Raw genomic sequence first — 21,493 nt, forward strand, 5'->3', positions numbered from 1 at the left:
GACGAAGCAATCCATGCCTCCGCTTGCGGCGCGATGGATTGCTTCGCGGAGCCTGTCATCGGGCGCGCATTCGCGCGACCCGTTGGCTCGCAATGACGTGGATAGAGCGGAATTCAAAGCCCCTTGATCATCCCGGCGTCGATCAGGAGGCGGTTAAATCGTCTCGCTTCCGCGCCCTTTCGGCAGGCATAGAACACGCCGTTGCAGCGAAGCATGATCTTCTTCTGCTCCTCGAACGACGGATCTAGCGGGATGCCGGCGGCTTCCTGGATTACGAGCGGGATGTAGGCCGCATCGAGCGTATCAAGCGCCGACGAGAGGTCACCCGGCCGATAGTTGATGCCGTCAATCGCGTAGTAGGTAGAGAAGTAGCGCGGATCGGCTGCCATCAAGCGTTTCGCCAGCAATTTCTGATCGATGCCGGGCTCAAGCAGCTTTTGCGAGATGGCGGGCTGGTGATCGCCGAAACGCAACACCAGAAACGACTGATCCGGATAGTCGCGCTTAAGGGCAGCGATGAATTCGCGGTAGTCGTTCTGCGTCATGACCTGGCGACGAATATATTCGTCGGTCTCCGGCGTGTTTCCCGGTGGCGTCCAGTCCGGCGGTGTCAGATCGGGCCGATAGACGTCGGTCCAGGGAAAATGGTTGGCCGTGAGGTAGACGAACATGAAGACCGGCGTGTGCTGCGGCTGCTCCCGCGCAAACACCTTCGAGGCCTGATCGAAGTAGAACTTGTCGGGCTGCATATCCTGGGCGACGCCCATATCCGCCATGTCGATGAAGTGGCCGACGCCAGCACCCTTCTGGAATGCGCGCGCGCCGAGGAAGTTGCCATAGGTCGGATAGAGCGAGAAGGTCTTGTATCCGCAACGCTTAAGCGCTTGCGGTAACCCGCGCGCAACACGGTTCGCGGTGATCCTTGTGACATAAAACTTCAGATCGCCGAACGACCGCGCCGACATGCCGGTCAGGACATTGAATTCGGTGTACCACGTCGGGCCGCCGGTTGCCTCAGCGATCATGGTCCGTTGCTTGCCGTCGATGGACTTGAAGTAATCGGAGTACCCTTGCGGCACCTTGATGCCAGGCGCGGCCGAGATGTCGAAGCTCGACTCGTCGAGCAGCATGATGATGTGCGGTCGCTTTGCCGTGGCGTCGCAGGTCTCGGCAGGCGGCAACATGGGCAGACCGGCGGCGTGGGCGTCCCGCGCGAGGCTGAGCGGGCCATTCGTCGGCGGATCGACCTCGATCCATCCCGTCGAAGCCAGCCGCGACACCGCCACCACGCCCGAGCGCGCTAGGCTGGAAATGTGATTGACGCCCTGGAAGGGCTCCCAGGCCTGCTCGGGCCAGACTACCGACATCGCCGAGATCAATGCTGTCGTCGCAGCCAGCCCCGTCAAGGCAAAGCGGCGGCGCACGCGGAACGGATCGAAACGCCAGATCAGCCACAGCAACGGAACCGCAACGAGACCTGCCGCGATCAACTGCATCTGCAATCGCGGGAACACCGAGAGCAGAAATGAAAACGTGTCGCGGTCGATGATCAGGAAGTCGAGGAATGTCAGCGTTAACTGCAGAATTCCGAACTTGAAGTGCGACAGCGCGATCAGGATCACGATGAAGGCCAGCGCCAGCACTGCGCAGACGCCCGGCCGCTGCAGCACGGCCAGCAGGAAGCAGTTCACCAGGATCCACGCCAGCACGGACAGCGTGATCGCAAACGGCCCGTATTCGGTGGTCAGCAGGACCGCCAGCCCCGCCAGATGGACGGCAACGATCAGGCCGACGAGAGCAAAGAACGCGGCGCCGCGCGATCCTGCGCGGATGCTTTCGCTCATTTCAGGTCCCGCAACGGCTGACATGTCGGCGTCCTCAGAGCCCTTTGATGAAACCTGCGTCGATCAATAACCGGTTGAACCTGCGCGCCTCAGCGCCATCCTTGCAGGCATAGAATACACCCTTGCAGCGGAGCATGATGTTCTTTTGCTCCTTGAACGAGGGGTCGAGCGGAATGCCGGCGGCTTCCTGGATCACCAGCGGCAGATAGGGCGCGTCGATCGTGTCCATGATCGCGGAACTCTTCACCGGCTCGAAGTTGACGGCGTCGATCGCGTAGTAGGTGGTGAAGTAGCGCGGGTCGTGGGTATCGAACTTGCGGGCGACCCTGGCTTCATCCAGGCCAGGATCCAGGAGGTTCGAGGAAAATTCCGGCTGATGGTCGCCGTAGCGCACAATCAGAAACGGCTGTGCCGGGAACTTCTTTTTCAGGCTGGCGATGAACACCGCATAGTCACCGGCGCTCAATGTTTGGCGGCGCAGATATTCGTCGACCACGGGCTCGTTGCCGGGCGCGCGCCAGGACGGCAGCAGGTCTGGGCGGAATTTGGTTTCCCAGGGGAAATGGTTGGCGGCGAGATAGACGAAGGTGAACAGTGGCGTGTTGGCCGGCTGCTCGGCGATCAGATTCACGGCCTTGTCGTAGAAGAAGCTGTCGGGCTCGATGCCCTTGGCACCGAGCGCGCGTGCGTCATAGAAATGCTGGATGCCGGTGGAGGTCTGGAAGCCGCGCGCGCCCATGAAGGCGCCGTAGGCCGGATAGAGCGAGATGGTGTTGTAGCCGCAGCGGCGCAGCGCCAGCGGCAATCCGCGCTCGACCCGGCCCGAGGCGATGCGAGTGACGAAATAGGAGAAGCGGCCGAACGACCGCGACGACAGGCCGGCGAGCACGTTGTACTCGGCCATCCAGCTTGCGCCGCCGCTGCTCTCGGCCATGAACTTGCGCTCGCGGCCGTCAAAGGATTTGAAATGGCTGCCATAGCCCGGCGGCACCTTGACGCCGGCGGCCTGGCGGATGTCGAAGCTCGACTCGTCATGGATCATGATGATGTGCGGGCGGCGACCGGCCACATGACAGGAATCGACCAGCGGCACCTTCAGCCGCTCGGCGGTCGCGGCCTCTGATTCCATGAAACCGTAATTGACGAAATCGGAAACCGCCGTCACGCCCGAACGGGCGAATTTGGAGAGATAGCCGTCGTCGTAATAGCCGCGCCAGGCTTCATCGGGCCAGACGACGGAATAACCGGCCAGGCTTGCGAGACAGGCTAGCAGGCCGGCAGTGGCCGGTAGGCGGCGAATGCGAAACGGATCGAGCCACCACAGCGCGTACATCAACGGCAGGATGACGAGGGATGCGCCGACCACGCTCCAGCGCAAGTTCGGAAAGATCGTGAACAAATACGTTGCGGTATCGCGGTCGATCACCATCAGGTCGACGAAGTTCGCGGTCATCTGCACGACGTCGTGCTTGAGCCGCGACAGCAGCACCAGGAGCACGACCAGCGTGAGCGACAGCGCGCCCGACAACGCCGGGCGCCGCAACAGCGCGATAAAGAAGAAGTTTAGGATGCCCCAGGCCAGGGCAAAGCCCATGCGGCCGCCGAAATCGGTTTCGGTGTGCAGCAGGAGCGCCAGCGCCGCCACGTGCGGTGCAGCAACGGCCGAAAGCCGCCAGAAGCCGATGGCGGCAAGGCCGGCAGCAAGGGTGGTGGCGGAGGGCCCAGGGTTTGGCGCGGGCGCCATGGGAGGAAACGCAACATGACCCGGCGCAATACAAAGCCTTGGCTGGCGACGACCAGGAGACGCACGACCCATCCGGAACCTGAGCCGTGTCACAAAAACGTAGTGGAATCGTCATGAACAGGCAATGAATTTGCCCTCGGGAGGACGCGACAGCGTAAATTTGGCGCTGTCATTCCGGGGCGCGAAACGAACTATGGTGCGCAATTGCGCACCTGAGAATCTTGAGATTCCGGGTCTGGTCCTTCGGACCATCCCGGAATGACGGGTCATGTTATGGCCGCTTCGCAATCCCCTCGATGAAAAGATCGAGGATCGCCTCGGCGGTCCGCTCGGCTTCGGGGCCGGCCACGCCCCAGCGCGGAAAATGGCCGTCGATATTCATCCGGGCAAAACCATAGACCAGCGCCCGGCCGGCGATCTGAACCTGCTTGAGGTCAGCGCTGCGGAGTTGGCCCGCCGCAAAGGCTTCGGCCAACGTTTGCTCGGTCAGCGCGATCAGTTCGGCATTGTCGCCGGAGATGGCGGCCGCCTGGTCGTGGTTGAACAGGCGGCGGCTGGAAATAATTTCGAAATGGGTCGGGTTGCGCATCGCCCAGCGCAGGTACGCGAGCCCGAGGCAGCGAAAGCGGCCGAGCGGATCGCCGGCCGGCGCCGCGGCAAGCGCCGCCTCGACCTCGGCACGAAACCGCCGCTGTGCCTCTTCCGCCACCGCCTGGATCAGGGCGTCGCGGCTCGGAAAATGCCGGAACGGCGCCCCCGGCGACACGCCGGCCCGGCGGGCGGCCTCCCGGACGCTGACCGCCTCCGCCCCGCCCTCGCCGACCAGTTGCAGCGCGGCGTCGATCAGGACGCGCCGGAGGTCACCGTGGTGATAGGGTTTTGGCGCGGGCGGACGGGCGACACGGCGGCGCGGCTTGCCGGCGGATTTCGTGGCGGACGGTTTGGCGGCTCGGCGCATGCCCTCTCCTAGCATCACCGGCTTGTGAATGTAAGCACTGATTACACGGATTGACGTGATCCGCACACGCCATGTAACTGATGATTACATCTACCATCCGCGTCATTGCGAGCGAAGCGAAGCAATCCATCTCACCACGTCAGGAAAGACTGGATTGCTTCGTCGCTTCGCTCCTCGCAATGACGGCAAGGGGACGAACATGCCGACACATCAAAAATGGTTCGAAGGCTGGCGGCTGTTCGCCCTGCTCTCGCTAGCCCTGCTGGCCTTGAGCATCTGGATCGCCGGCATGCGGGGATTCGAAGTCGACGGCGTGCGCATGGTGATCCGCTTCACCGCGCGCACCTCGCTGGTACTGTTCTGCCTCGCTTTCGCAGCCGCCGCGCTGGCGCTGTTATGGCCGAACGCCTCGACTCGATGGCTGCGCCGCAACCGCCGCTATCTCGGCGTCAGCTTTGCGGCCTCGCATGCCATCCACGCGGTTGCGATTGCCTGCTTCGCCCTGATGGACCCGATAGGCTATGCGGCGGCGACCTCGATCGCGTCCTACATCTTCGGCGGCATCGGCTATGCCTTCATCGTCGCGATGGCCGCGACCTCGTTCGACCGCACGGCCGCGGCAATCGGCCCACGCGCCTGGCGCCGGCTGCACCTCGTGGGCGGCTACTACCTACTGTTCCAGTTCATGGTGTCGTTCGGCAAGCGGATTCCCGACATGCCCCTCTACGCGCTGTTCCTGATTCCGCTGATTGCCGTATTCGCGCTGCGGATGATCGCTATGGCGCCACGCGCGCAGGCGCCAGCGCGAGCGGGATGATCTACTCGCTGGCCAGCAGGTGGTATTGCCGCCCTAGGCGGCGGTGCACAGTAATGACGGCCCGATCAACGTCGCTGATCAGGCTGTCGCCGAGAACCACGTGGGGAATTTCCCAATTCCGCCCCTCACGGATATTGGGAAGCCCGCGCACGGCAGGCACGGCCGCCGTCTCGCATCCCGGCTGGCTGCGAAGCGCGTGGTCGGCAATCTCAGTCAATTCCGATTTGGTCTTTCCGGTCGTCACTGCTGGCCGATACCTTCCAGCTCTTTGGCACGCGCTTCCGTCATGCTGCGCATGCATTCGCCGGCCTCGAGCCGCGCGATGGTGCCCTCGCCCATTCCGTAATAGAGGCAGTTGGCGTCGCGATACTGGATCCACAGCCGCTGCGCGGCGCGGAGCTGATCGCGCTGCGCGTTAGCCGTGCCTTCCAGCGCTTTCTGATAGGCAAAGTTCAAGCGCTTGTCCCATTGCGCGGTCTTTTCCTTGAGGCATTCGACCATCTGGTATGTGCTGCCGTCGCAGGACTGTTCAGGTCCGTCCTGCTCGCCGGCATGGGCGGCCGGCACAAGCGCAAGGACGGCCACGAGGCCGATTGTCATTCTCACCATCACGCTCATCCCTGCGGCGTCAGCCCGAGGCGCTTGGCGATTATCCGGTCGAGGGTGCGCTTGGGCAACACCGCCGCCATGAATTGCCGCATCGGATCCGGCGCAATCGTGTAGCGCACCTTGGGATTGGGCCGTGTCAATGCCTCGAAAACTTTCTCGGCGATCTGCTCGGGCGGCAATCCGGTCGCGCCAAGGCTCAGCATGTAGGCGCGGATTTTCTCCAGCGCCGGAAAGTACGGCGAGTTCTTGTAGGCGGAGATATCGACTTCCTCGGCCTTGCTCCAGATCGGTGTCTTGACCGCGCCCGGCGCAATGATGATGACGTCGATCCCGAACAGCATCAGTTCGCGTCGCAGGCTCTCGGACAGTCCCTCGATCGCATGCTTCGAGGCGGCATAGGCTGAGGTCATCGGGCTGCCGCTCTTGCCCGCGACCGAGGAGATCATCACGATCCGCCCCTTCGGCCCCTTCAGGGCCGGATCGGAGCCGAGCAGCGGCCCGAACGCCTGGGTCGCGATAACAGGCCCGATGAAATTGACTTCCATCTGGCGGCGGAATTCGTCGGCGGCGAGTTCGAGCACCGGGCCCGAAACCGCAATCCCGGCATTGTTGACGAGACCGGCGAGCGTTTCGCCGCTGAGGGCGCCTCGGACCTCGCGCGCAGCCGCCAGCACCGCGGCTTCATCCGTGACATCGAAGATCAGTGGCGAGAAGTTCGCCCCGAATTCAGCTTTGAGGCGGTCGGCATCAGCCTGCTTGCGCACGCTGCCGAACACGCGGAAGCCGCGGTCGAGCAGGAGCTTCGCACTGGCCCAGCCGATGCCGGTGGACGCGCCGGTGATGACAACAGATCTCATGAGCTAAGCCCTTGTAAGAGGTTTAATGAAGTTCGTCGTGAAGGAATGCTTAAGCGCCGGCTCCGTGGGCTTACTCCGCGGGTGCAGCCAGCCTTGACGGCGTCTTGTTCGGCAGACTGCGATTCGAACTTTCCCGGGAACGGTTTGGTGAGGATAGCAGCCGGACCGGAATACCGGAAGCCGCGACAGATGGCCGATCCGTTCGACATCGGCGATTTATCGCGCGAAATTGCGGCATACGTTCCGATCGCATTGGTAAAGCAATTCAGAACGCAGAATTTGCAATGCGCGGCTTGCTCCCACGCCGGCATATCCGCAGCGACTGCGGCGAAAGGGTTGCCCGTTTTGGATGCAGCGGTTCTGCGTTTCTACCGGGCGTCTCTTTTAACGTGAGCGTAAGGCTCGGCCGGCCATTGTGGGCGCGAACCCTCCAACAACAGACAGGCTGCCCACAATGGTGCAACAGCCGGCGCACTCGATCATTGCCGAACTCGAAGATGCCGTCAGAGGCGGTTCATCCGCCAAGCGGGTGGAAACCCTGCGGCAGGTCACCGATCTTTTCCTCCATGACGGAGAACGCCTCAGCGACGACCAGGTCAAGGTCTTCGACGACGTGCTCTGCCTCCTGATCGCGCGCGTCGAGACGCGGGCGAAGGCCGAACTTTCCAAGCGGCTGGCGCCGCTCGACTACGCCCCGTTCGAGGTGATCCAGCATCTCGCCTGGGACGACGAGATCGAGGTCGCCGGCAATGTGCTGACCCATTCCAGCCGGCTCGGCACCGAGGTGCTGGTCGAGATCGCCAGCGCAAAGGGGCAGGATCACCTGCTCGCCATTTCCGGCCGGGCCGAACTGCCCGCGGCCGTCACCGACGTCATTGTCGACCGCGGCGAAGGCCAGGTGATCCGCAAGCTCGCCAACAATGCCGGAGCGAAATTTTCCGACCAGGGCTATTCCACTATCGTCGCGCGCGCCGGCGCCGACGACGAACTGGTCGAAATCCTCGGCCTTCGCGCCGATTTTCCGGCCAAGTTCATAGGCGACCTGCTGCGCCGCGCCAAGGAGACCGTTCGCGCGCGGCTTCTGGCCATCGCGCCGCCCGCGCTCCAGGAAGAGATCAAACGGGTCCTGAACGAGGTCGCCCGCGAGGCCCCGCCGCCGAGCCGGAGCTTCGGCGTCGCCGAGGAGCTGGTGAAGCTGATGAAAGGGCTGAACGAACTCGACGATGCGGCGGTGTACAAATTCGCGGAGTCGAACAAGTTCGACGAAGTGACCGTCGCGCTTGCGGTCCTCAACGACATGCCGGTCGAGATGACGGCCAGGCTGATGGAAGGTCCGCGCGCCGACCTGATCCTGATCCCCTGCCGCTCGGCGCGGCTGAACTGGCCAACGGTCGAGTCGATCCTACGCAATCGCCCGGCGCATCCGATTAACGAGCAGACCCTGGAGATCGCGCAGCGCGACTACCGCAAGCTCTCGATGGAGACGGCCCAGCGCACCGTGCGCTTCTGGCAGTTGCATAACAAGATCGAGAAGGAACCGATCATCCGGGCGACCTGAATCCGCGCCGTGGTCATGGCGGATTAGGAAGGCGCATCACTCGGAGATTTCGCTTCAAGGCGGATGATCCGTATCCGCCCGGGCGGCACGAGGTCAGATCACAGCCCATCCAGCGCGCGATCCAGCCAACCGTCGGCGCCGCCTTTGACCCATTCAAAACCGAGCCGCCTCGTCAGCTCGACGCCTTCGGGGCGGAGCATTCGGACTTCGGGATGTTCAAAGCTGTCCGGCATCAGACAGAACCCGAGGCCGGCCGCTACCATCGCGAGCGCCCGCGCATCGCTATCCGTCTCGGCGACGACCTTCGGCCGTACCTTCCACGCGTCAAGAATCCGCGATGCCGACTGCAACTGCTCGCAGTGCACGCGCACGATCAGCGGCTGGCCTGCCAATATCTCCGGAGAGACTGGCCCGCGAGGGAATGAGCGTGCGGAAACGGCCAGCGCCTGCCGATCTGCTTCCAATTCCAATTGCCGGTGGCCGCGTGCGGCCGACCCCAGCGCAGTCAGGATGACGTCATAACGGCCGTTGGCAAGCCGCTGTTGCAGCTTGGGGAGGGGCGCGTCCTCGGTGCGCCATGACCGCCCCGGCTCGATCGCCCGCAACCGCTCGAGGCATTGCGCCACGAATGCCGGAGCAATCGTCGGCAGAATTCCAAGCCGCAGCGGCCTGCCCGAAGGCCTGCCGCCGGACGCCGCCTTGAGCCGTTCAGCCTGGCGCAAAATCGATCGCGAAGTCTCCAGCACCTCTTCGCCCCTCGGCGTGAGCCTCGCGCCGCGCGCATGACGCTCCAGCAGTGCGAATCCCAGCTCGGCCTCAAGGGAAGCTATCGCGGCCGACAGCGTCGGCTGGGTGACAAAGGCCCGGCGCGCGCCGGCGCTGAAGCTGCCCGCTTCGGCGACGGCGACGAAATACCTGATCTGCTTGAAGTCCATCCATCGAAGATAGCTATAGCTCGATATCGGAGCAATCGCGATTGCCTAAGCCTCTCGCTGGTCCGAGCATAATGCTGGGTCAATTAGCCGGAGGGACCGATGGCGCACGATGCAATCCGCGAACTGGTCGAACGGGTCACCTATGCGCCCGGCTATACCAAGGCCGTCGGCACCAGGGTCGAGCACGCGGAATCCGGCCATGTCGTGATGTCGCTTGCGAAAAGCGACGGTCTCTTACAGGCAAACGGCTTCTTTCATGGCGGCATCATCGCCGGGCTGGCGGACCATGCCGGCGGCGGGGCGGTCACCACAGCGATGCCGCGCGGCCGGTTCGCGGTGACCATCAACCTGCAGGTCAGCTTTCTCGCGCCGGCGAAGGGCGAGAAGCTGATCGCTCGCGCCCGCGCAATTCAGGTTGGAGGCACGATCGGCGTCGCGCATGTCGATGTGGCGTCGCTCGCCGACGGAACGGAGACGCCGTGCGCGGTGGCGGTCGTGACGCTTCGCGGAGTCGATTTCCCGGCCAAATAAAAGCCACGCTAGGTTGGAGACTGGGGCACGTTCCGACGATGAAACGCGTATTGCTGGTGAGGTGATACGAGGTCACCCGGCTAGCTGATCCGACACATGAGGTGTTCGGAATGGCCGAGGTCGATGTTGTCCGACTGTCTAGCGAATGCAGGTCTCGTTTGATGGACGAGAATGCACATTAAGCAACCGAGCTTTGACTCGGTAAACGCTAACTTTTCTGTCGCTAATGTAGTTGTTGAGCTGCTTCGCACCCAAGAATGTGCATGAAGCGTCAGTTCTTTGTTTGAAGCACGGCTGGCGCGCGTCGTGCGGCGCGTTGAAGAATGGGGATGAGCCAGCAGTTCTTCAAGCAACCGGCGAGATCGCGGGTTGCGATCTCGCCGGAGAATGCCGAGCAAGGCTTAAGATTTGGTATGGAGGTATTGCATCGAACCGGCCGCCGATGTCTCGTGTCCCGGACGCGGTGCAGCGCGCCAGCGATGCGCCGCAGAGCCGGGACCGCTTCGCGAGATGGAGCCCGGACCAGCAGCGCATCACTTGCGTGCTGCGCTGCATCCGGGGAATGAGACCGTCAATTCTTCGTCTTGTCGACCAGCGCGCCCTTCTTGATCCACGGCATCATGTCGCGGAGCTTGGCGCCGACTTCCTCGATCGGGTGCTCGGCGAGCTTGGCGCGGGTCGCCTTGAACGAGGTCTGGTTGACCTTGTTCTCGAGCATCCAGTCGCGGGCGAACTTGCCGGACTGGATGTCATTGAGCACCCGCTTCATCTCCCTCTTGGTCTCGTCGGTGACGATCCGCGGACCGGTAACATATTCGCCATACTCGGCGGTGTTGGAGATCGAGTAGTTCATGTTGGCGATGCCGCCTTCATAGATCAGGTCGACGATCAGCTTCACTTCGTGCAGGCACTCGAAATAGGCCATCTCGGGCGCGTAGCCGGCTTCGACCAAGGTCTCGTAGCCGCCCTTGATCAGTTCGACCAGGCCGCCGCACAGCACCACCTGCTCGCCGAACAGGTCGGTCTCGCACTCTTCCTTGAATGTGGTCTCGATGATGCCGGCGCGGCCGCCGCCGATCGCGGAGGCATAGCTCAAGCCCAGGTCATGGGCGTTGCCGGAGACGTCCTTGGCGATTGCGATCAGGCACGGCACGCCGCCGCCGCGCTGATACTCCGAGCGGACGGTGTGACCGGGACCCTTCGGGGCGATCATCAGCACGTCGAGGTCGGCGCGGGGATCGAGCAGATTGAAGTGGACGTTGAGGCCGTGCGCGAATACCAGCGCCGCACCCTTCTTCATGTTGTCGTGCAGGTGCTCGCGGTAGATGTCGCCCTGCAGTTCGTCCGGGGTCAGCATCATGACGAGGTCGGCCCATTTGGCGGCTTCGGCGACTTCCATCACCTTGAAGCCGGCGGCTTCAGCCTTCTTGGCCGAGGCCGAGCCCTTGCGCAGCGCAATCGCCACTTCCTTGACGCCGGAGTCCTTCAGGTTCAGTGCATGGGCGTGGCCTTGGCTGCCATAGCCGACGATGACGACCTTTTTGCCCTTGATCAGGTTCAGGTCGGCGTCGCGATCGTAATAAACACGCATGGTCGTTTCCTCAATCGATGGCCAAAAAGGGCCGGTTAATCAGGCATTTGGGGGAATAGGACCGCCGGTCGCCCGCGAATTTCCGGCGTTGTCTAGAGCATTTTCCTTCGAAGGGGAAATCCGTTTATGCATGGCCCGCTGCGGCATCATGCGTCCATGAAGACCGGATAGAGTGAAGCCAATAGCAGCACTGCCATCACGATATTGAAGGCCCTGATCGCCCGGCGGGAGGTCAGGATCGGCCGCAGCGCGGTGCCGAACAGGGCCCAAGCGGTGCAGGACAGGATGCCGAGGATCAGGCTGAGGCCGACCTGGATCGCGATGTTCCAGGGGTAGGCCGCGATCGCCGCATAGGCGGTGATGGTGCCGATCACCATGACCCAGCCCTTGGCGTTGACCCACTGGAACATGGCCGCGCCCCAGAACGTCATCGGGCGGCCGCGGCTTTTGTCCTCCTCCGCGGACGGCGGTTCGGACATCGCTATCGCCCAGGCCAGATAGATCAGGTAGGCCGCGCCGGCATATTTCAGAATGGTCTGCAGCACCGGATAGGCGATGAAGATGGTGCCGAGTCCGAGGCCAACCGCGCCGACCATGAAGGCGAAGCCGACCGTGATACCGAGGATGTGGGGAATGGTCGGGCGGAAGCCATAAGTGAGCCCCGACGACAGCAGCATGATGTTGTTCGGCCCCGGCGTGAAGAACATCACGGTGGCGAACATCACGAAGGCGATCAGAAGCGAATGCGACATCGGGGGGCCTCACGCGATCTTTGGCAGAACTTGTTTTTCTGAAGCCTTGGTAGTTTTGGACAGCAGCATGACGGCGATGCCGCCCACCACGGTGACCATGCCGGCAAGTCGTAGCGGCCCAAAAGTTTCGTCGAACACGACGCTCGATGCAGCGGAACCGACGAACGGCACCAAAAGCGCAAACGGCACCACCTGCGCCGCCGGGTAATCCCGCAGCAGCCGGCCCCATAGCCAGTAGGCAATGCTGGTGGAGACACCGCCGAGACCGATCATGCACAACAGGCTCGTCAGCGACATATGGGTCAGCGCATACCAGGTCGGCTGCGGGCCGTTGCTCACCAGCGTCAACGCAAACAGCGGAACTGCCGCGACCAGACACAGCCACGCGAACAGGTCGAACATCGGCACGCTCTGTGCGCGCCGCAGCAGCAGATTGCCGGCCGCGAAGCTGAGCGGTGAGATCATCAATATCGCAAAGGCGCCGACGCTGAAATCGTAACCGACGGTGCCGCAGATCATGAGCAGGCCTGCGGTGGCGACAGCAATGCCGACGGTCTGCCCCGCGCTCGGCCGCTCGCGAAACAACAGTGCGGCAAAGCCGATGGTGAACAGCGCCTGGCTCTGCACGATCACGCTGGAGAGACCGACGGGAACGCCAAACGCAATGGCGAAGGCTTGCGCTAGAAACTGGCCGAGGAACAGGGTGAAGCTGATCGCGACCAGCACCGTCCAGGAAACCTTGGGCCGCGCCACGAACAGGCAGGGCAAGGCCGCGATGGAAAAGCGCAGCGTCGTCATTAATTCCGGCGAAAACTCGTCGAGCGCGATCCGGCTGGCCACGAAAGCAAGGCCCCAGATCACCGCCACCAGCACGGCGATGCAAACATCGGCCGGTTTCATTTTTTCTAGCTCTGTTGATCCGGCTTTGGTTTGCGCAGGAGATAGGTTCCGTGCAGCGGCGCGTGATAATCGGCCGATTCCAGCGTGAAGCCGATATCGGTCAGCATGCGCTCGATCACCCAACCGAAGGTCGAGTACTCGTCGCGCATATGGGTGACCACGCCTTCGCGCTGGAAATCGTGATTCTTGATGGTGAAATCGGCCCATTGGTCGACATCGCGCTCGACGCCGTCGGGCATGCTGACGAACACGATGTCGCGCAGGTAGAAATTCGCGCCGGGCTTCAGGGCGGCATAGATCCTTGCCAGTGCCACCGCCTTCCAGAAATCGGGCAGGTGATGCAGCGTGAATTCGCTGACGATCAAATCGTAGGAGTTCGGCTGGTAGGCAAAGCTCAGCAGGCCGGCCGGCTGAGTGCGGATCGCTACCTTGCGGTCGCGGGCCTGGATGTTGGCGAGCGCCAGCATCGCCGGCGAAATATCTATTGCGTCGACCTCGGCCCCCATCAACGCCGCTTCGCAGGCCAGTACACCGTTGCCGCAACCGATATCGGCCACGCGCCAGCCTCGCTGCACGCCAAGCATGGTGAGCGCGGCCCGTGCGCGCTCGTCGCTGTCGTCATGCCGGTCGTAGATCGAGGCGACCGCCGAATCGAGCCCGAGTCGCCGCCTTTGAGTGTAATACCAGTCACGCGCCAGCATGTTCACATCCCCTCAGGCCCGCGCCCGATCGCGGCAACGCCAGTGCGCGACACCTCGACAAGGCCGAGCGGGCGCATCAGGTCGATAAATTGACTGATCTTCGATGAATTGCCTGTGATCTCGAACACAAAACTCTCGGTCGTTGCGTCGATCACGCGCGCGCGGAACGCGTCCGCCAACCGCAGCGCCTCGACCCGGCTGTCGCCGCGGCCACGCACCTTCACCATGGCGAGTTCCCGCTCAATTGAGCGGCCGGTGATGGTCATGTCGACGACGCGGTAGACCGGGATCATGCGGTCGAGTTGATGCTTGATCTGCTCGATCACCGTCGGCGTGCCTGTCGTGACGATGGTGATGCGCGAGAGATGCTTGTGGCTCTCGGTCTCGGAGACGGTGAGACTGTCGATGTTGTAACCGCGCCCCGAAAAAAGGCCGATCACGCGCGCGAGCACGCCGGGCTCGTTCTGCACCAGCACCGACAGCGTGTGGGTCTCGTTGGGGTCGTGGCGATCTTCCAGGAAGTAGGCGGATGCGGGCTGGTTCATTGTCGTCCCCTTGTCATTCTCCATTGTCAGCCCGCGAAGGCAGGCATCCAGTAATCGCCGGCGCCTGCGATTGACCGCAAGGCCGCGGCGCACTGGATCGTCCGGTCAAGCCGGACGATGACATCAAACACTTGGCTGGTGTTCGTGGCATTACGCCATTGCCCTTTCACCAGTGGCGGCAACCTCCGTCCCGACCCATTTGCGGAACAAATCAAAATCGATATTGCCGCCTGACAGGATCAGGCCGACGCGCTTGCCGGCGAGCTTCTGCTTTTCCTGCAGCGCCGCGGCCAGCGGGGCAGCGCCGGCGCCTTCGGCGAGGTTATGCGTGTCGGTCCAATAGGCGCGGACGGCAGCTGCGACCTCGTCGTCCGTGACCTGCACGATGCGCGCGGCGCCCTTGCGGATGGTGGCGAATGCGTTCGGATCGGGAATGCGCGTCGCCATGCCGTCCGCCAGCGTGTTGCTGGTTTCGGTGGTCACCACCATGCCGGCGGCAAACGAGAGCGCGTAGGACGGTGCTTCGGTCGACTGCACGCCGACTATTTCGGTTTTCAGCCCGAGCAGTTCGCGCGCCATGATGCAGCCGGAGATGCCCGAGCCCTGCCCGATCGGCACATAGAGAATGTCGAGGTCGGGCGCTGTCCGGAACAGTTCGAGCGCGTAGGTAGCGACGCCGAGCACCAGATCCGGATGGAACGAGGGCACCATATGAAGGCCGGCGAACTGGGCACGGCGCTGGGCTTCTTCGGCGGCCGCCTGAAAATCCTCGCCATGCTCGACCAGCTCGGCGCCGAACGCCCGCATGGCGCGGTTCTTCTCCACCGAATTGCCCTTCGGCACGTAAATCACGGCCGGCACGCGGTGACGGGAAGCCGCGAACGCAAGGCTCTGGCCGTGATTGCCACGGGTAGCGGAAATGATCCCCGGCGTGTTCGGCCGCTCCCGCTTCAGCCGGTCGAGATAGACCAGCCCACCGCGCACCTTGAACGCGCCGATCGGCGTGTGGTTCTCGTGTTTGACCACAACGCGCGTCCCTAGCCGCTCGGCAAGGAGCGGCCACGCGTGCGCCGGCGTCGGCGGCACCGCCTGCCCCACGATTTCGTGCGCACGTTCGAGCTCGGCGAGGTTAAACATTTTGACTTCCCGATCCTCTCGCTTGCTCGTCATCCCCGCGAAGGCGGGGATCCAGTATTCCAGAGACGCCCAAGCACAACCGAGACGCCTCGGCGTACTGGATCGCCCGGTCAAGCCGGGCGATGACAATGGAATTTCTGTCTCGCATCCTCACACTCACACCAGCGCCTTGCCGCCGGCAAACGCCGCGGCGGTGGCTTCGTCAGTCGCTTCCACCGGCAGCAGCATTTCGTTGTGCGCCTTGCCGGACGGAATCATCGGGAAGCAGTTTTCCAGCGCGGCGACGCGGCAATCGAACAGCACCGGACGCTTGACCTTGATCATCTCCTTGAGCGCGCCGTCGAGATCGCCAGGCTTGATCGCCTGGATGCCGACGCATCCGAAGGCGTCCGCGAGCTTGACGAAATCCGGCAGCGCTTCCGAATAGGAATGCGACAGCCGGTTGCCATGCAGGAGCTGCTGCCACTGCCGCACCATGCCCATGTACTGGTTGTTCAGGATGAAGATCTTGATCGGCAGTTCAAACTGAACCGCCGTCGACATCTCCTGCATCGTCATCTGCACCGAGGCGTCGCCGGCAATGTCGATCACGAGGCTGTCAGGGTGCGCGACCTGCACGCCGAGCGCTGCCGGCAGGCCGTAGCCCATGGTGCCGAGACCGCCCGACGTCATCCAGCGATGCGGCTCCTCAAAACCGAAGAACTGCGCCGCCCACATCTGATGCTGGCCGACTTCGGTCGTGATGTAGGTGTCATGGCCGCGCGTCGCCTCGAACAGCTTCTGAATGGCGTATTGCGGCAGGATGACGTCGTTGCTCTTCTTGTAGGCGAGCGAATTGCGCGCACGCCAGGTGGCGATCTCCTGCCACCAGCTCTTGATGTCGGGCTTCTTAGCCTCCGCCTTGAACACCTGCAGCAGGTCGCCGAGCACATTGCCGGCGTCGCCGATGATCGGCACGTCGACGCGGATGTTCTTGTTGATCGAGGACGGATCGATATCAATGTGGATCTTCTTCGAGCCCGGCGAGAACGCGTCGGTGCGGCCTGTGATGCGGTCGTCGAAGCGCGCGCCGACGCACAGCATGACGTCGCAACCATGCATCGTCATGTTGGCCTCGTAGGTGCCGTGCATGCCGAGCATGCCGAGCCAGTTTTTGCCGGTCGCCGGGTAAGCGCCGAGCCCCATCAGGGTCGAGGTGATCGGAAAGCCTGTGACCTCGACGAGCTCGCGCAACAGCTTCGACGCCTCGGGTCCGGAATTGATGACGCCGCCGCCGGAATAGATCACCGGGCGCTTTGCGGCAGCCAATAGCGCCACCGCTTTTCGGATCTGTGCCGCATCGCCTTTCACTCGCGGGGTATAGGACACATGCACGTCGGACTTGCGCGGCGGATGATAGGTGCCGACCGCAAACTGCACGTCCTTGGGCACGTCGACCACGACGGGTCCGGGACGGCCCGTGGTCGCGACATAGAACGCCTCGTGCAGCACCTTGGCCAGATCGTTGACGTCGCGCACCAGCCAGTTGTGCTTGGTGCAGGGACGGGTGATGCCGACAGTGTCGCATTCCTGGAACGCGTCGTTGCCGATCAGATGGGTGGGGACCTGGCCGGTGATGCACACCAGCGGGATCGAATCCATCAGCGCGTCCGTCAGCGGCGTCACCATGTTGGTGGCGCCTGGGCCTGACGTCACCAGCACCACGCCCGGCTTGCCGGTCGAGCGCGCGTAGCCCTCGGCCGCATGGCCGGCGCCCTGCTCGTGCCGCACCAGGATGTGCTCGACGTCGCTCTGCTGGAAAATTTCGTCGTAGATCGGAAGCACCGCGCCGCCGGGATAGCCGAAGATGTGCTGGACGCCATGATCGATGAGCGCGCGCACGATCATCGCGGCGCCGGTCATCTGATTGGGGTCGTTGCTCTTGTCGGTCATGGTCTGCTCCGGATGCGCTTGTCGGCGCGGCTTCTTTCGGTTGTCTGTTTTGGGAAATAAAAAAGGGCCCGAGAGGCCCCATGCACACCGCCTGAATTTGGATGGCCGCTAGCCATCCCCGGCGGTGTGCCTGGGTACGACGACGATAAGGAGTTTGGTAATAATATTACGCATTTTGCGGCTCGGACTTCCCAAAGGTTGCGCGGTTATAGCTGCCGTACCCCGGAAGTCAAGGGAAGCACGCTTTCGGCGCGATTTGGGCAGTGTAGCGGTGTTCCGGGCATTCGGCGAGGGGGAATTTTATGCGTGCAGCCATGCGGGAGGCCCTAGCCCGGGTGGAGCGGAAGCGTAACCCGGGCCACGGTCGCCGCTGCGGAGAGAATCCCGGATTGCGCTTCGCTCCATTCGAGCTACGAGGAGCGGGCTTCCACCCACCCCCTCGCCACCTCTGGCTTTACCCACTCGAACTCCGGCAACTGATGCCTAAACCACGTGAACTGCCGCTTGGCATAATGGCGGGTATCGGCGCGGCCGATTTCGGCGGCCTCCTCGCGCGTGATTTCACCCCTGAGGTGCCGGATCAGCGCCGGCACGCCATGGGCTTTCATCGCCGGCAGCAGGGGATCGAGCTTTCGCGCGGCGAGCGCTGCGACCTCATCCAGCGCACCCGCGGCCAGCATCGCGCCGAATCGCGCATCAATCCGCGCATAAAGTTCTTCACGCTCGGGCGCGAGGAACAGCGCAGAGAATTCGCTCCGAGGCAGCAGCGGCGGCAGGCCCTCGCGATGCCAGTCCGGCAGTGCGCGTCCGGTGGCTTCGACGACCTCCAGCGCTCGGGCAACGCGTGTGCGGTCGCGCGGCTTCAGGCGTTCGGCGGAGACGGGATCACGCCGCGCCAGCTCGGCGTGCAGCGCTTCGACGCCGTCGCGTTCCAGCCGCGCCCGAACGGCGTCGCGCACCTCGGCCGGGATCGGCGGCACCGCGGACAGGCCGCGCGTCAACGCCTTGAAGTACAGGCCGGAGCCGCCGACGAAGATCGGCAGGCGCTTTTGGCCGCGCGCCGCCGCCAACGCTCTTGCTGCATCCTCCACCCACGCTCCGGCCGAGAAATTGACTGAGGCATCGACATGGCCGTAGAGCCGGTGCGGCACGCGCGCTTCCTCCTCCGGCGTCGGCCGCGCCGTGATGATGCGGAGATCGCGATAGACCTGCATCGAATCGGTGTTGATGACGAAGCCACCGGTCTTTTGCGCCAATTCGAGCGCCAGGGCCGACTTGCCGCTGGCGGTCGGCCCTGCGATAAGCACGGCCTTGCTCAAATCTAGCTGATAAGCCTGCATGTCCCTGGTCGCCACCCTCATCTGCAATCCGGCCAACCCCGCGCTCGACACCACCATCGTCGACGGCGCGCTGGCCGTTCTCCCCTCGCCGGGAACGGCACAATGGCTGTTCGACGAAGTGGCCGTCGACATTCCCTTTGACAGCCAGGTCAAGAGCCCGGACGAGATCAAGGCCATCGAAGCCCGCCTGCAACAGGCGCGCGGCGACCTGCCGATCGACATTGTGGTGCAGCCTGCGGCGTTCAGGCGCAAGAAGCTTTTTCTCGCCGACATGGATTCCACCATGATCGGCCAGGAATGCATCGACGAGCTGGCCGACTTTGCCGGGCTGAAGGCCCATGTCGCAGGCATCACCGAGCGCGCGATGCGCGGCGAGATCGAATTCGAGCCGGCGCTGCGCGAGCGTGTCGCGCTGCTGAAGGACCTGCCGGTCAGCGTGGTCGATGAGGTCCTGGCAAAGCGCATCACGCCGACGCCGGGAGGCCGCGAACTGGTTTCCACCATGCGCGCCAACGGCGCCTGGACCTGCCTGATCTCCGGCGGGTTCACCCTGTTCACCCATGCGGTCGCGGCCAAGATCGGCTTCCAGGAAAACCGCGCCAACGAATTGAAGGTACGGGACGGCAAATTCAGCGGCGAGGTTGCCGAGCCGATCCTCGGCCGCGCCGCCAAGCTGGCCACGCTCATCGAGCTTCGCGAATCCTTCGATCTCGACGAGATCGACACGCTGGTGGCCGGCGACGGCGCCAACGATCTCGGCATGATCCAGGCGGCGGGATTAGGGGTCGCCTATCACGCCAAGCCGGCGGTAGCCGCCGCTGCCGCCGCGCGGATCGACTACGGCGACCTCACCGGGCTGTTGTATGCGCAGGGTTACCGACGCGAGGAATTCGTGGGGGGATAATCTCTCAACTGTCGTTACCCGCGAAAGCGGGTGATCCAGTATTCCAGAGACGTCAGCGATAGAACCGAAAGGCTGCGGCGTTCTGGATACTCCGCTTTCGCGGAGTATGACGAGTGATCACTGCACGCCGAGCGCCACGAACCGCAATTCGCCCTCGCCATTCGACACCAGCAGCAGCACCGATTTCTTGCCGTCCTTCTTGAGCTGATCGACGCGCTTCTTGATGTCGGCGGCGCTGGCGACCGCTTCCTGCGCCACCTCGACGATGACGTCGCCGGCGGAAAGCCGCTTTTCGGCGGCGTCGGAGGAGCCGTCGACACCGGTGATGATGACGCCTTTCACGCTCTCCTTGATCTTGTACTTCGTCCGCAGGTCCTTGCTCAGCGCGGCCAGATCGAGGCCGAGCGCCTTTTGCGTCACCGGCTTCTCGACAGGATCTTCCTTGGTCTTGGCGGCGGCCTGCTGCACCTTTTCAGTATCCTCGAGGCGACCGAGCGTAACCTTGCGGGTTTCCTCGTTACCCTTGCGGATGATGACGACGTCGACTTCCTTGCCGACGGCGGTATCGGCGACGACCCGGGAGAGATCCTTCGGGTCCTTGACGTCCTTGCCGTCGAACTTGACGACGACATCGCCGGGCTCGATGCCGGCAGGCTTGGCCGGTCCCTTCTCGTCGATGCCGGCGACCAGCGCGCCGCGAGCGGGCTTGATGTTGAGGCTTTCGGCGATCTCCTCGGTGACCTGCTGGATCCGCACGCCAAGCCAGCCGCGGCGCAGTTCGCCGAACTGCCGAAGCTGATCAACTACGGCGGCCACCGTCTTCGACGGTACCGCGAAGCCGAGGCCGATCGAACCGCCGGTCGGCGAGATGATCAGCGTGTTGACGCCGATCACTTCGCCTTCGAGGTTGAACAGCGGCCCGCCGGAATTGCCGCGGTTGATGGAGGCATCGGTCTGAATATAGCTGTCGTACGGCCCCTGGCTGATGTCGCGGTTGCGCGCCGACACGATGCCGGCCGTAACCGAGCCGCCGAGGCTGAACGGATTGCCGATCGCAATCACCCATTCGCCGAGCCGCAGCTTGTCGGAATCGCCGAATCTCACCGCGGTCACCGGCTTCACCGGCTTGAACTTCAAGACCGCAATATCGGTCTTCTTGTCGACGCCGACCAGTTCGGCCTTGATCTTGGTGCCGTCGTTCATGATCACGTTGATCTCGTCGGCATCCGCGATGACGTGATTGTTGGTGACGACGACGCCGGCGGCATCGATGATGAAACCGGAGCCGAGCGAATTGGTCTTGCGCGGCGGCTGCATATCGCCGCCCTTGTCGCCGCCCTTGGGCAAGCCGCCGCGCCGGTTCTTGAAGAAGTCGTCAAAAAATTCCTCGAACGGCGAGCCCGGCGGCAATTGCGGCATCGCATCCCTGCCGGCGCCCTTGACCTCCACGCTCTGCGAGGTCGAGATATTGACAACGGAATCGATCACCTTCTCGGCAATGTCGGCGATCCCATCCGGGCCGCGCGCGCTGGCCGGCACTGTAGCCAGCATACTGGCGGCACCGAGCGAGATCGCAATCCCCATCAGGCGCAGGCGGCTTTTCAAGGTGGGTCTGGCACCGGTCATGTCGGCTCGTCTCCAAATGCTCAAATTTGGGCCCACAGTGCGCCCGAACGGGTCCGAGGCGCAAGCATCTGCGCCCGACATTCCGGCGAAAAATCGGCCGCTGGCGGCTCACGATTTCGTTGATATCACTTCGATTCGTGGAGGTTTGGGACGCCGTCGTTCCCCGCGCAAGCGGGCAGCGCTTGTCGCTGAGGGCGCGAAGCGAACCCCAA

The 21,493-nt window shown here is 63.4% G+C and carries 21 protein-coding genes; 5 read left to right on the top strand and 16 right to left on the bottom strand.

Going from position 1 to position 21,493, the window contains the following annotated elements:
* Window positions 1-113 precede the first annotated feature (113 nt).
* From RX328_RS35770 to RX328_RS35780, 3 genes are all read right to left on the bottom strand, one after another.
* Window positions 114-1,868 carry a sulfatase-like hydrolase/transferase gene (locus tag RX328_RS35770; protein ID WP_213254321.1) on the bottom strand — a complete coding sequence of 585 codons (1,755 nt, stop codon included), beginning with the start codon at window positions 1,866-1,868 and terminating at the stop codon, window positions 114-116.
* 10 nt (window positions 1,869-1,878) lie between these two features.
* Entirely contained in the window at window positions 1,879-3,588 is a 1,710-nt protein-coding gene (locus tag RX328_RS35775; RefSeq protein ID WP_213254323.1) for a sulfatase-like hydrolase/transferase, read from the bottom strand.
* A gap of 271 nt (window positions 3,589-3,859) precedes the next feature.
* Entirely contained in the window at window positions 3,860-4,546 is a 687-nt protein-coding gene (locus RX328_RS35780) for a TetR/AcrR family transcriptional regulator (RefSeq protein ID WP_213254324.1), read from the bottom strand.
* Between the two features lie 199 nt (window positions 4,547-4,745).
* Here RX328_RS35780 and RX328_RS35785 point away from each other — a divergent pair, with 199 nt between their 5' ends.
* Window positions 4,746-5,363: a hypothetical protein gene (locus RX328_RS35785; protein ID WP_213254326.1), complete on the top strand. Its 618-nt coding sequence runs from the start codon at window positions 4,746-4,748 to the stop codon at window positions 5,361-5,363.
* A gap of 1 nt (window position 5,364) precedes the next feature.
* Here RX328_RS35785 and RX328_RS35790 read toward each other — a convergent pair whose 3' ends face one another.
* From RX328_RS35790 to RX328_RS35800, 3 genes are read right to left on the bottom strand one after another with little or no spacing between them, the layout of a single operon-like run.
* Window positions 5,365-5,607, bottom strand: a complete 243-nt coding sequence (locus tag RX328_RS35790) for a hypothetical protein (RefSeq protein WP_213254328.1) — start codon at window positions 5,605-5,607, stop codon at window positions 5,365-5,367.
* Window positions 5,604-5,972, bottom strand: a complete 369-nt coding sequence (locus tag RX328_RS35795) for a lysozyme inhibitor LprI family protein (protein ID WP_249726944.1) — start codon at window positions 5,970-5,972, stop codon at window positions 5,604-5,606. The genes RX328_RS35790 and RX328_RS35795 overlap by 4 nt, the downstream gene beginning before the upstream one ends.
* Before the next feature lie 5 nt (window positions 5,973-5,977).
* Window positions 5,978-6,829, bottom strand: coding sequence for an SDR family oxidoreductase (locus tag RX328_RS35800; protein ID WP_213254330.1), 852 nt, complete (start codon window positions 6,827-6,829; stop codon window positions 5,978-5,980).
* 189 nt (window positions 6,830-7,018) lie between these two features.
* Here RX328_RS35800 and RX328_RS35805 point away from each other — a divergent pair, with 189 nt between their 5' ends.
* Together RX328_RS35805 and RX328_RS35810 are read left to right on the top strand one after the other, a co-directional pair.
* Window positions 7,019-7,222, top strand: coding sequence for a hypothetical protein (locus RX328_RS35805; RefSeq protein WP_213254332.1), 204 nt, complete (start codon window positions 7,019-7,021; stop codon window positions 7,220-7,222).
* Window positions 7,223-7,283: 61 nt separating this feature from the next.
* Window positions 7,284-8,387, top strand: coding sequence for a DUF2336 domain-containing protein (locus tag RX328_RS35810; protein ID WP_213254334.1), 1,104 nt, complete (start codon window positions 7,284-7,286; stop codon window positions 8,385-8,387).
* A gap of 98 nt (window positions 8,388-8,485) precedes the next feature.
* Here the strand turns inward: RX328_RS35810 and RX328_RS35815 are convergent, their stop codons facing one another.
* Window positions 8,486-9,322, bottom strand: a complete 837-nt coding sequence (locus tag RX328_RS35815; protein ID WP_213254336.1) for a LysR family transcriptional regulator — start codon at window positions 9,320-9,322, stop codon at window positions 8,486-8,488.
* A gap of 99 nt (window positions 9,323-9,421) precedes the next feature.
* Between RX328_RS35815 and RX328_RS35820 the strand changes: the two genes are divergently transcribed.
* A complete protein-coding gene (locus RX328_RS35820; RefSeq protein WP_213254338.1) occupies window positions 9,422-9,853 on the top strand; it encodes a PaaI family thioesterase in 432 nt (143 codons plus the stop codon).
* Window positions 9,854-10,424: 571 nt separating this feature from the next.
* Here RX328_RS35820 and ilvC read toward each other — a convergent pair.
* The 8 genes from ilvC to miaA form a co-directional block, all read right to left on the bottom strand.
* Entirely contained in the window at window positions 10,425-11,444 is a 1,020-nt protein-coding gene (gene ilvC / locus RX328_RS35825) for a ketol-acid reductoisomerase (protein WP_213254340.1), read from the bottom strand.
* A gap of 146 nt (window positions 11,445-11,590) precedes the next feature.
* Window positions 11,591-12,196, bottom strand: coding sequence for a LysE family translocator (locus RX328_RS35830; protein ID WP_213254342.1), 606 nt, complete (start codon window positions 12,194-12,196; stop codon window positions 11,591-11,593).
* A 9-nt stretch (window positions 12,197-12,205) separates the two neighbouring features.
* Entirely contained in the window at window positions 12,206-13,096 is an 891-nt protein-coding gene (locus RX328_RS35835; RefSeq protein WP_213254344.1) for an EamA family transporter, read from the bottom strand.
* Window positions 13,097-13,101: 5 nt separating this feature from the next.
* Window positions 13,102-13,797, bottom strand: coding sequence for a class I SAM-dependent methyltransferase (locus tag RX328_RS35840; protein WP_213254346.1), 696 nt, complete (start codon window positions 13,795-13,797; stop codon window positions 13,102-13,104).
* A gap of 2 nt (window positions 13,798-13,799) precedes the next feature.
* On the bottom strand, window positions 13,800-14,342 hold the full coding sequence (gene ilvN / locus RX328_RS35845) for an acetolactate synthase small subunit (RefSeq protein WP_213254354.1): 543 nt from the start codon (window positions 14,340-14,342) through the stop codon (window positions 13,800-13,802).
* Between the two features lie 150 nt (window positions 14,343-14,492).
* Window positions 14,493-15,479: a threonine dehydratase gene (locus tag RX328_RS35850; protein ID WP_213254356.1), complete on the bottom strand. Its 987-nt coding sequence runs from the start codon at window positions 15,477-15,479 to the stop codon at window positions 14,493-14,495.
* Window positions 15,480-15,635: 156 nt separating this feature from the next.
* The gene (locus tag RX328_RS35855; protein WP_213254358.1) at window positions 15,636-17,411 is read right to left on the bottom strand and encodes an acetolactate synthase 3 large subunit; all 1,776 of its coding nucleotides are present in this window, start codon (window positions 17,409-17,411) and stop codon (window positions 15,636-15,638) included.
* 410 nt (window positions 17,412-17,821) lie between these two features.
* Window positions 17,822-18,751 carry a tRNA (adenosine(37)-N6)-dimethylallyltransferase MiaA gene (gene miaA / locus RX328_RS35860; protein WP_213254395.1) on the bottom strand — a complete coding sequence of 310 codons (930 nt, stop codon included), beginning with the start codon at window positions 18,749-18,751 and terminating at the stop codon, window positions 17,822-17,824.
* Here miaA and serB point away from each other — a divergent pair.
* Window positions 18,750-19,655, top strand: a complete 906-nt coding sequence (gene serB / locus RX328_RS35865) for a phosphoserine phosphatase SerB (RefSeq protein ID WP_213254360.1) — start codon at window positions 18,750-18,752, stop codon at window positions 19,653-19,655. The genes miaA and serB overlap by 2 nt on opposite strands.
* A 117-nt stretch (window positions 19,656-19,772) precedes the next feature.
* On the opposite strand, the gene RX328_RS35870 is transcribed toward serB, so the two are convergent.
* Complete coding sequence (locus RX328_RS35870; protein ID WP_213254362.1) at window positions 19,773-21,281, bottom strand: Do family serine endopeptidase; 1,509 nt, start codon at window positions 21,279-21,281, stop codon at window positions 19,773-19,775.
* Between the last annotated feature and the right edge of the window lie 212 nt (window positions 21,282-21,493).

The organism is Bradyrhizobium sp. sBnM-33 (assembly GCF_032917945.1).
Classification (GTDB): Bacteria; Pseudomonadota; Alphaproteobacteria; order Rhizobiales; family Xanthobacteraceae; genus Bradyrhizobium.

What these genes read in the sequence shown, in the direction of transcription:
- RX328_RS35850 (WP_213254356.1), bottom strand. Translation starts at nt 15,479, where the DNA reads ATGTTTAACCTCGCCGAGCTCGAACGTGCGCACGAAATCGTGGGGCAG.
- RX328_RS35855 (WP_213254358.1), bottom strand. Translation starts at nt 17,411, where the DNA reads ATGACCGACAAGAGCAACGACCCCAATCAGATGACCGGCGCCGCGATG.
- RX328_RS35830 (WP_213254342.1), bottom strand. Translation starts at nt 12,196, where the DNA reads ATGTCGCATTCGCTTCTGATCGCCTTCGTGATGTTCGCCACCGTGATG.
- RX328_RS35770 (WP_213254321.1), bottom strand. Translation starts at nt 1,868, where the DNA reads ATGTCAGCCGTTGCGGGACCTGAAATGAGCGAAAGCATCCGCGCAGGA.
- RX328_RS35840 (WP_213254346.1), bottom strand. Translation starts at nt 13,797, where the DNA reads ATGCTGGCGCGTGACTGGTATTACACTCAAAGGCGGCGACTCGGGCTC.
- RX328_RS35785 (WP_213254326.1), top strand. Translation starts at nt 4,746, where the DNA reads ATGCCGACACATCAAAAATGGTTCGAAGGCTGGCGGCTGTTCGCCCTG.
- RX328_RS35870 (WP_213254362.1), bottom strand. Translation starts at nt 21,281, where the DNA reads ATGACCGGTGCCAGACCCACCTTGAAAAGCCGCCTGCGCCTGATGGGG.
- RX328_RS35810 (WP_213254334.1), top strand. Translation starts at nt 7,284, where the DNA reads ATGGTGCAACAGCCGGCGCACTCGATCATTGCCGAACTCGAAGATGCC.
- RX328_RS35815 (WP_213254336.1), bottom strand. Translation starts at nt 9,322, where the DNA reads ATGGACTTCAAGCAGATCAGGTATTTCGTCGCCGTCGCCGAAGCGGGC.
- RX328_RS35820 (WP_213254338.1), top strand. Translation starts at nt 9,422, where the DNA reads ATGGCGCACGATGCAATCCGCGAACTGGTCGAACGGGTCACCTATGCG.
- serB (WP_213254360.1), top strand. Translation starts at nt 18,750, where the DNA reads ATGTCCCTGGTCGCCACCCTCATCTGCAATCCGGCCAACCCCGCGCTC.
- RX328_RS35835 (WP_213254344.1), bottom strand. Translation starts at nt 13,096, where the DNA reads ATGAAACCGGCCGATGTTTGCATCGCCGTGCTGGTGGCGGTGATCTGG.
- RX328_RS35775 (WP_213254323.1), bottom strand. Translation starts at nt 3,588, where the DNA reads ATGGCGCCCGCGCCAAACCCTGGGCCCTCCGCCACCACCCTTGCTGCC.
- RX328_RS35805 (WP_213254332.1), top strand. Translation starts at nt 7,019, where the DNA reads ATGGCCGATCCGTTCGACATCGGCGATTTATCGCGCGAAATTGCGGCA.
- ilvN (WP_213254354.1), bottom strand. Translation starts at nt 14,342, where the DNA reads ATGAACCAGCCCGCATCCGCCTACTTCCTGGAAGATCGCCACGACCCC.
- ilvC (WP_213254340.1), bottom strand. Translation starts at nt 11,444, where the DNA reads ATGCGTGTTTATTACGATCGCGACGCCGACCTGAACCTGATCAAGGGC.
- RX328_RS35800 (WP_213254330.1), bottom strand. Translation starts at nt 6,829, where the DNA reads ATGAGATCTGTTGTCATCACCGGCGCGTCCACCGGCATCGGCTGGGCC.
- RX328_RS35795 (WP_249726944.1), bottom strand. Translation starts at nt 5,972, where the DNA reads ATGGTGAGAATGACAATCGGCCTCGTGGCCGTCCTTGCGCTTGTGCCG.
- RX328_RS35780 (WP_213254324.1), bottom strand. Translation starts at nt 4,546, where the DNA reads ATGCGCCGAGCCGCCAAACCGTCCGCCACGAAATCCGCCGGCAAGCCG.
- miaA (WP_213254395.1), bottom strand. Translation starts at nt 18,751, where the DNA reads ATGCAGGCTTATCAGCTAGATTTGAGCAAGGCCGTGCTTATCGCAGGG.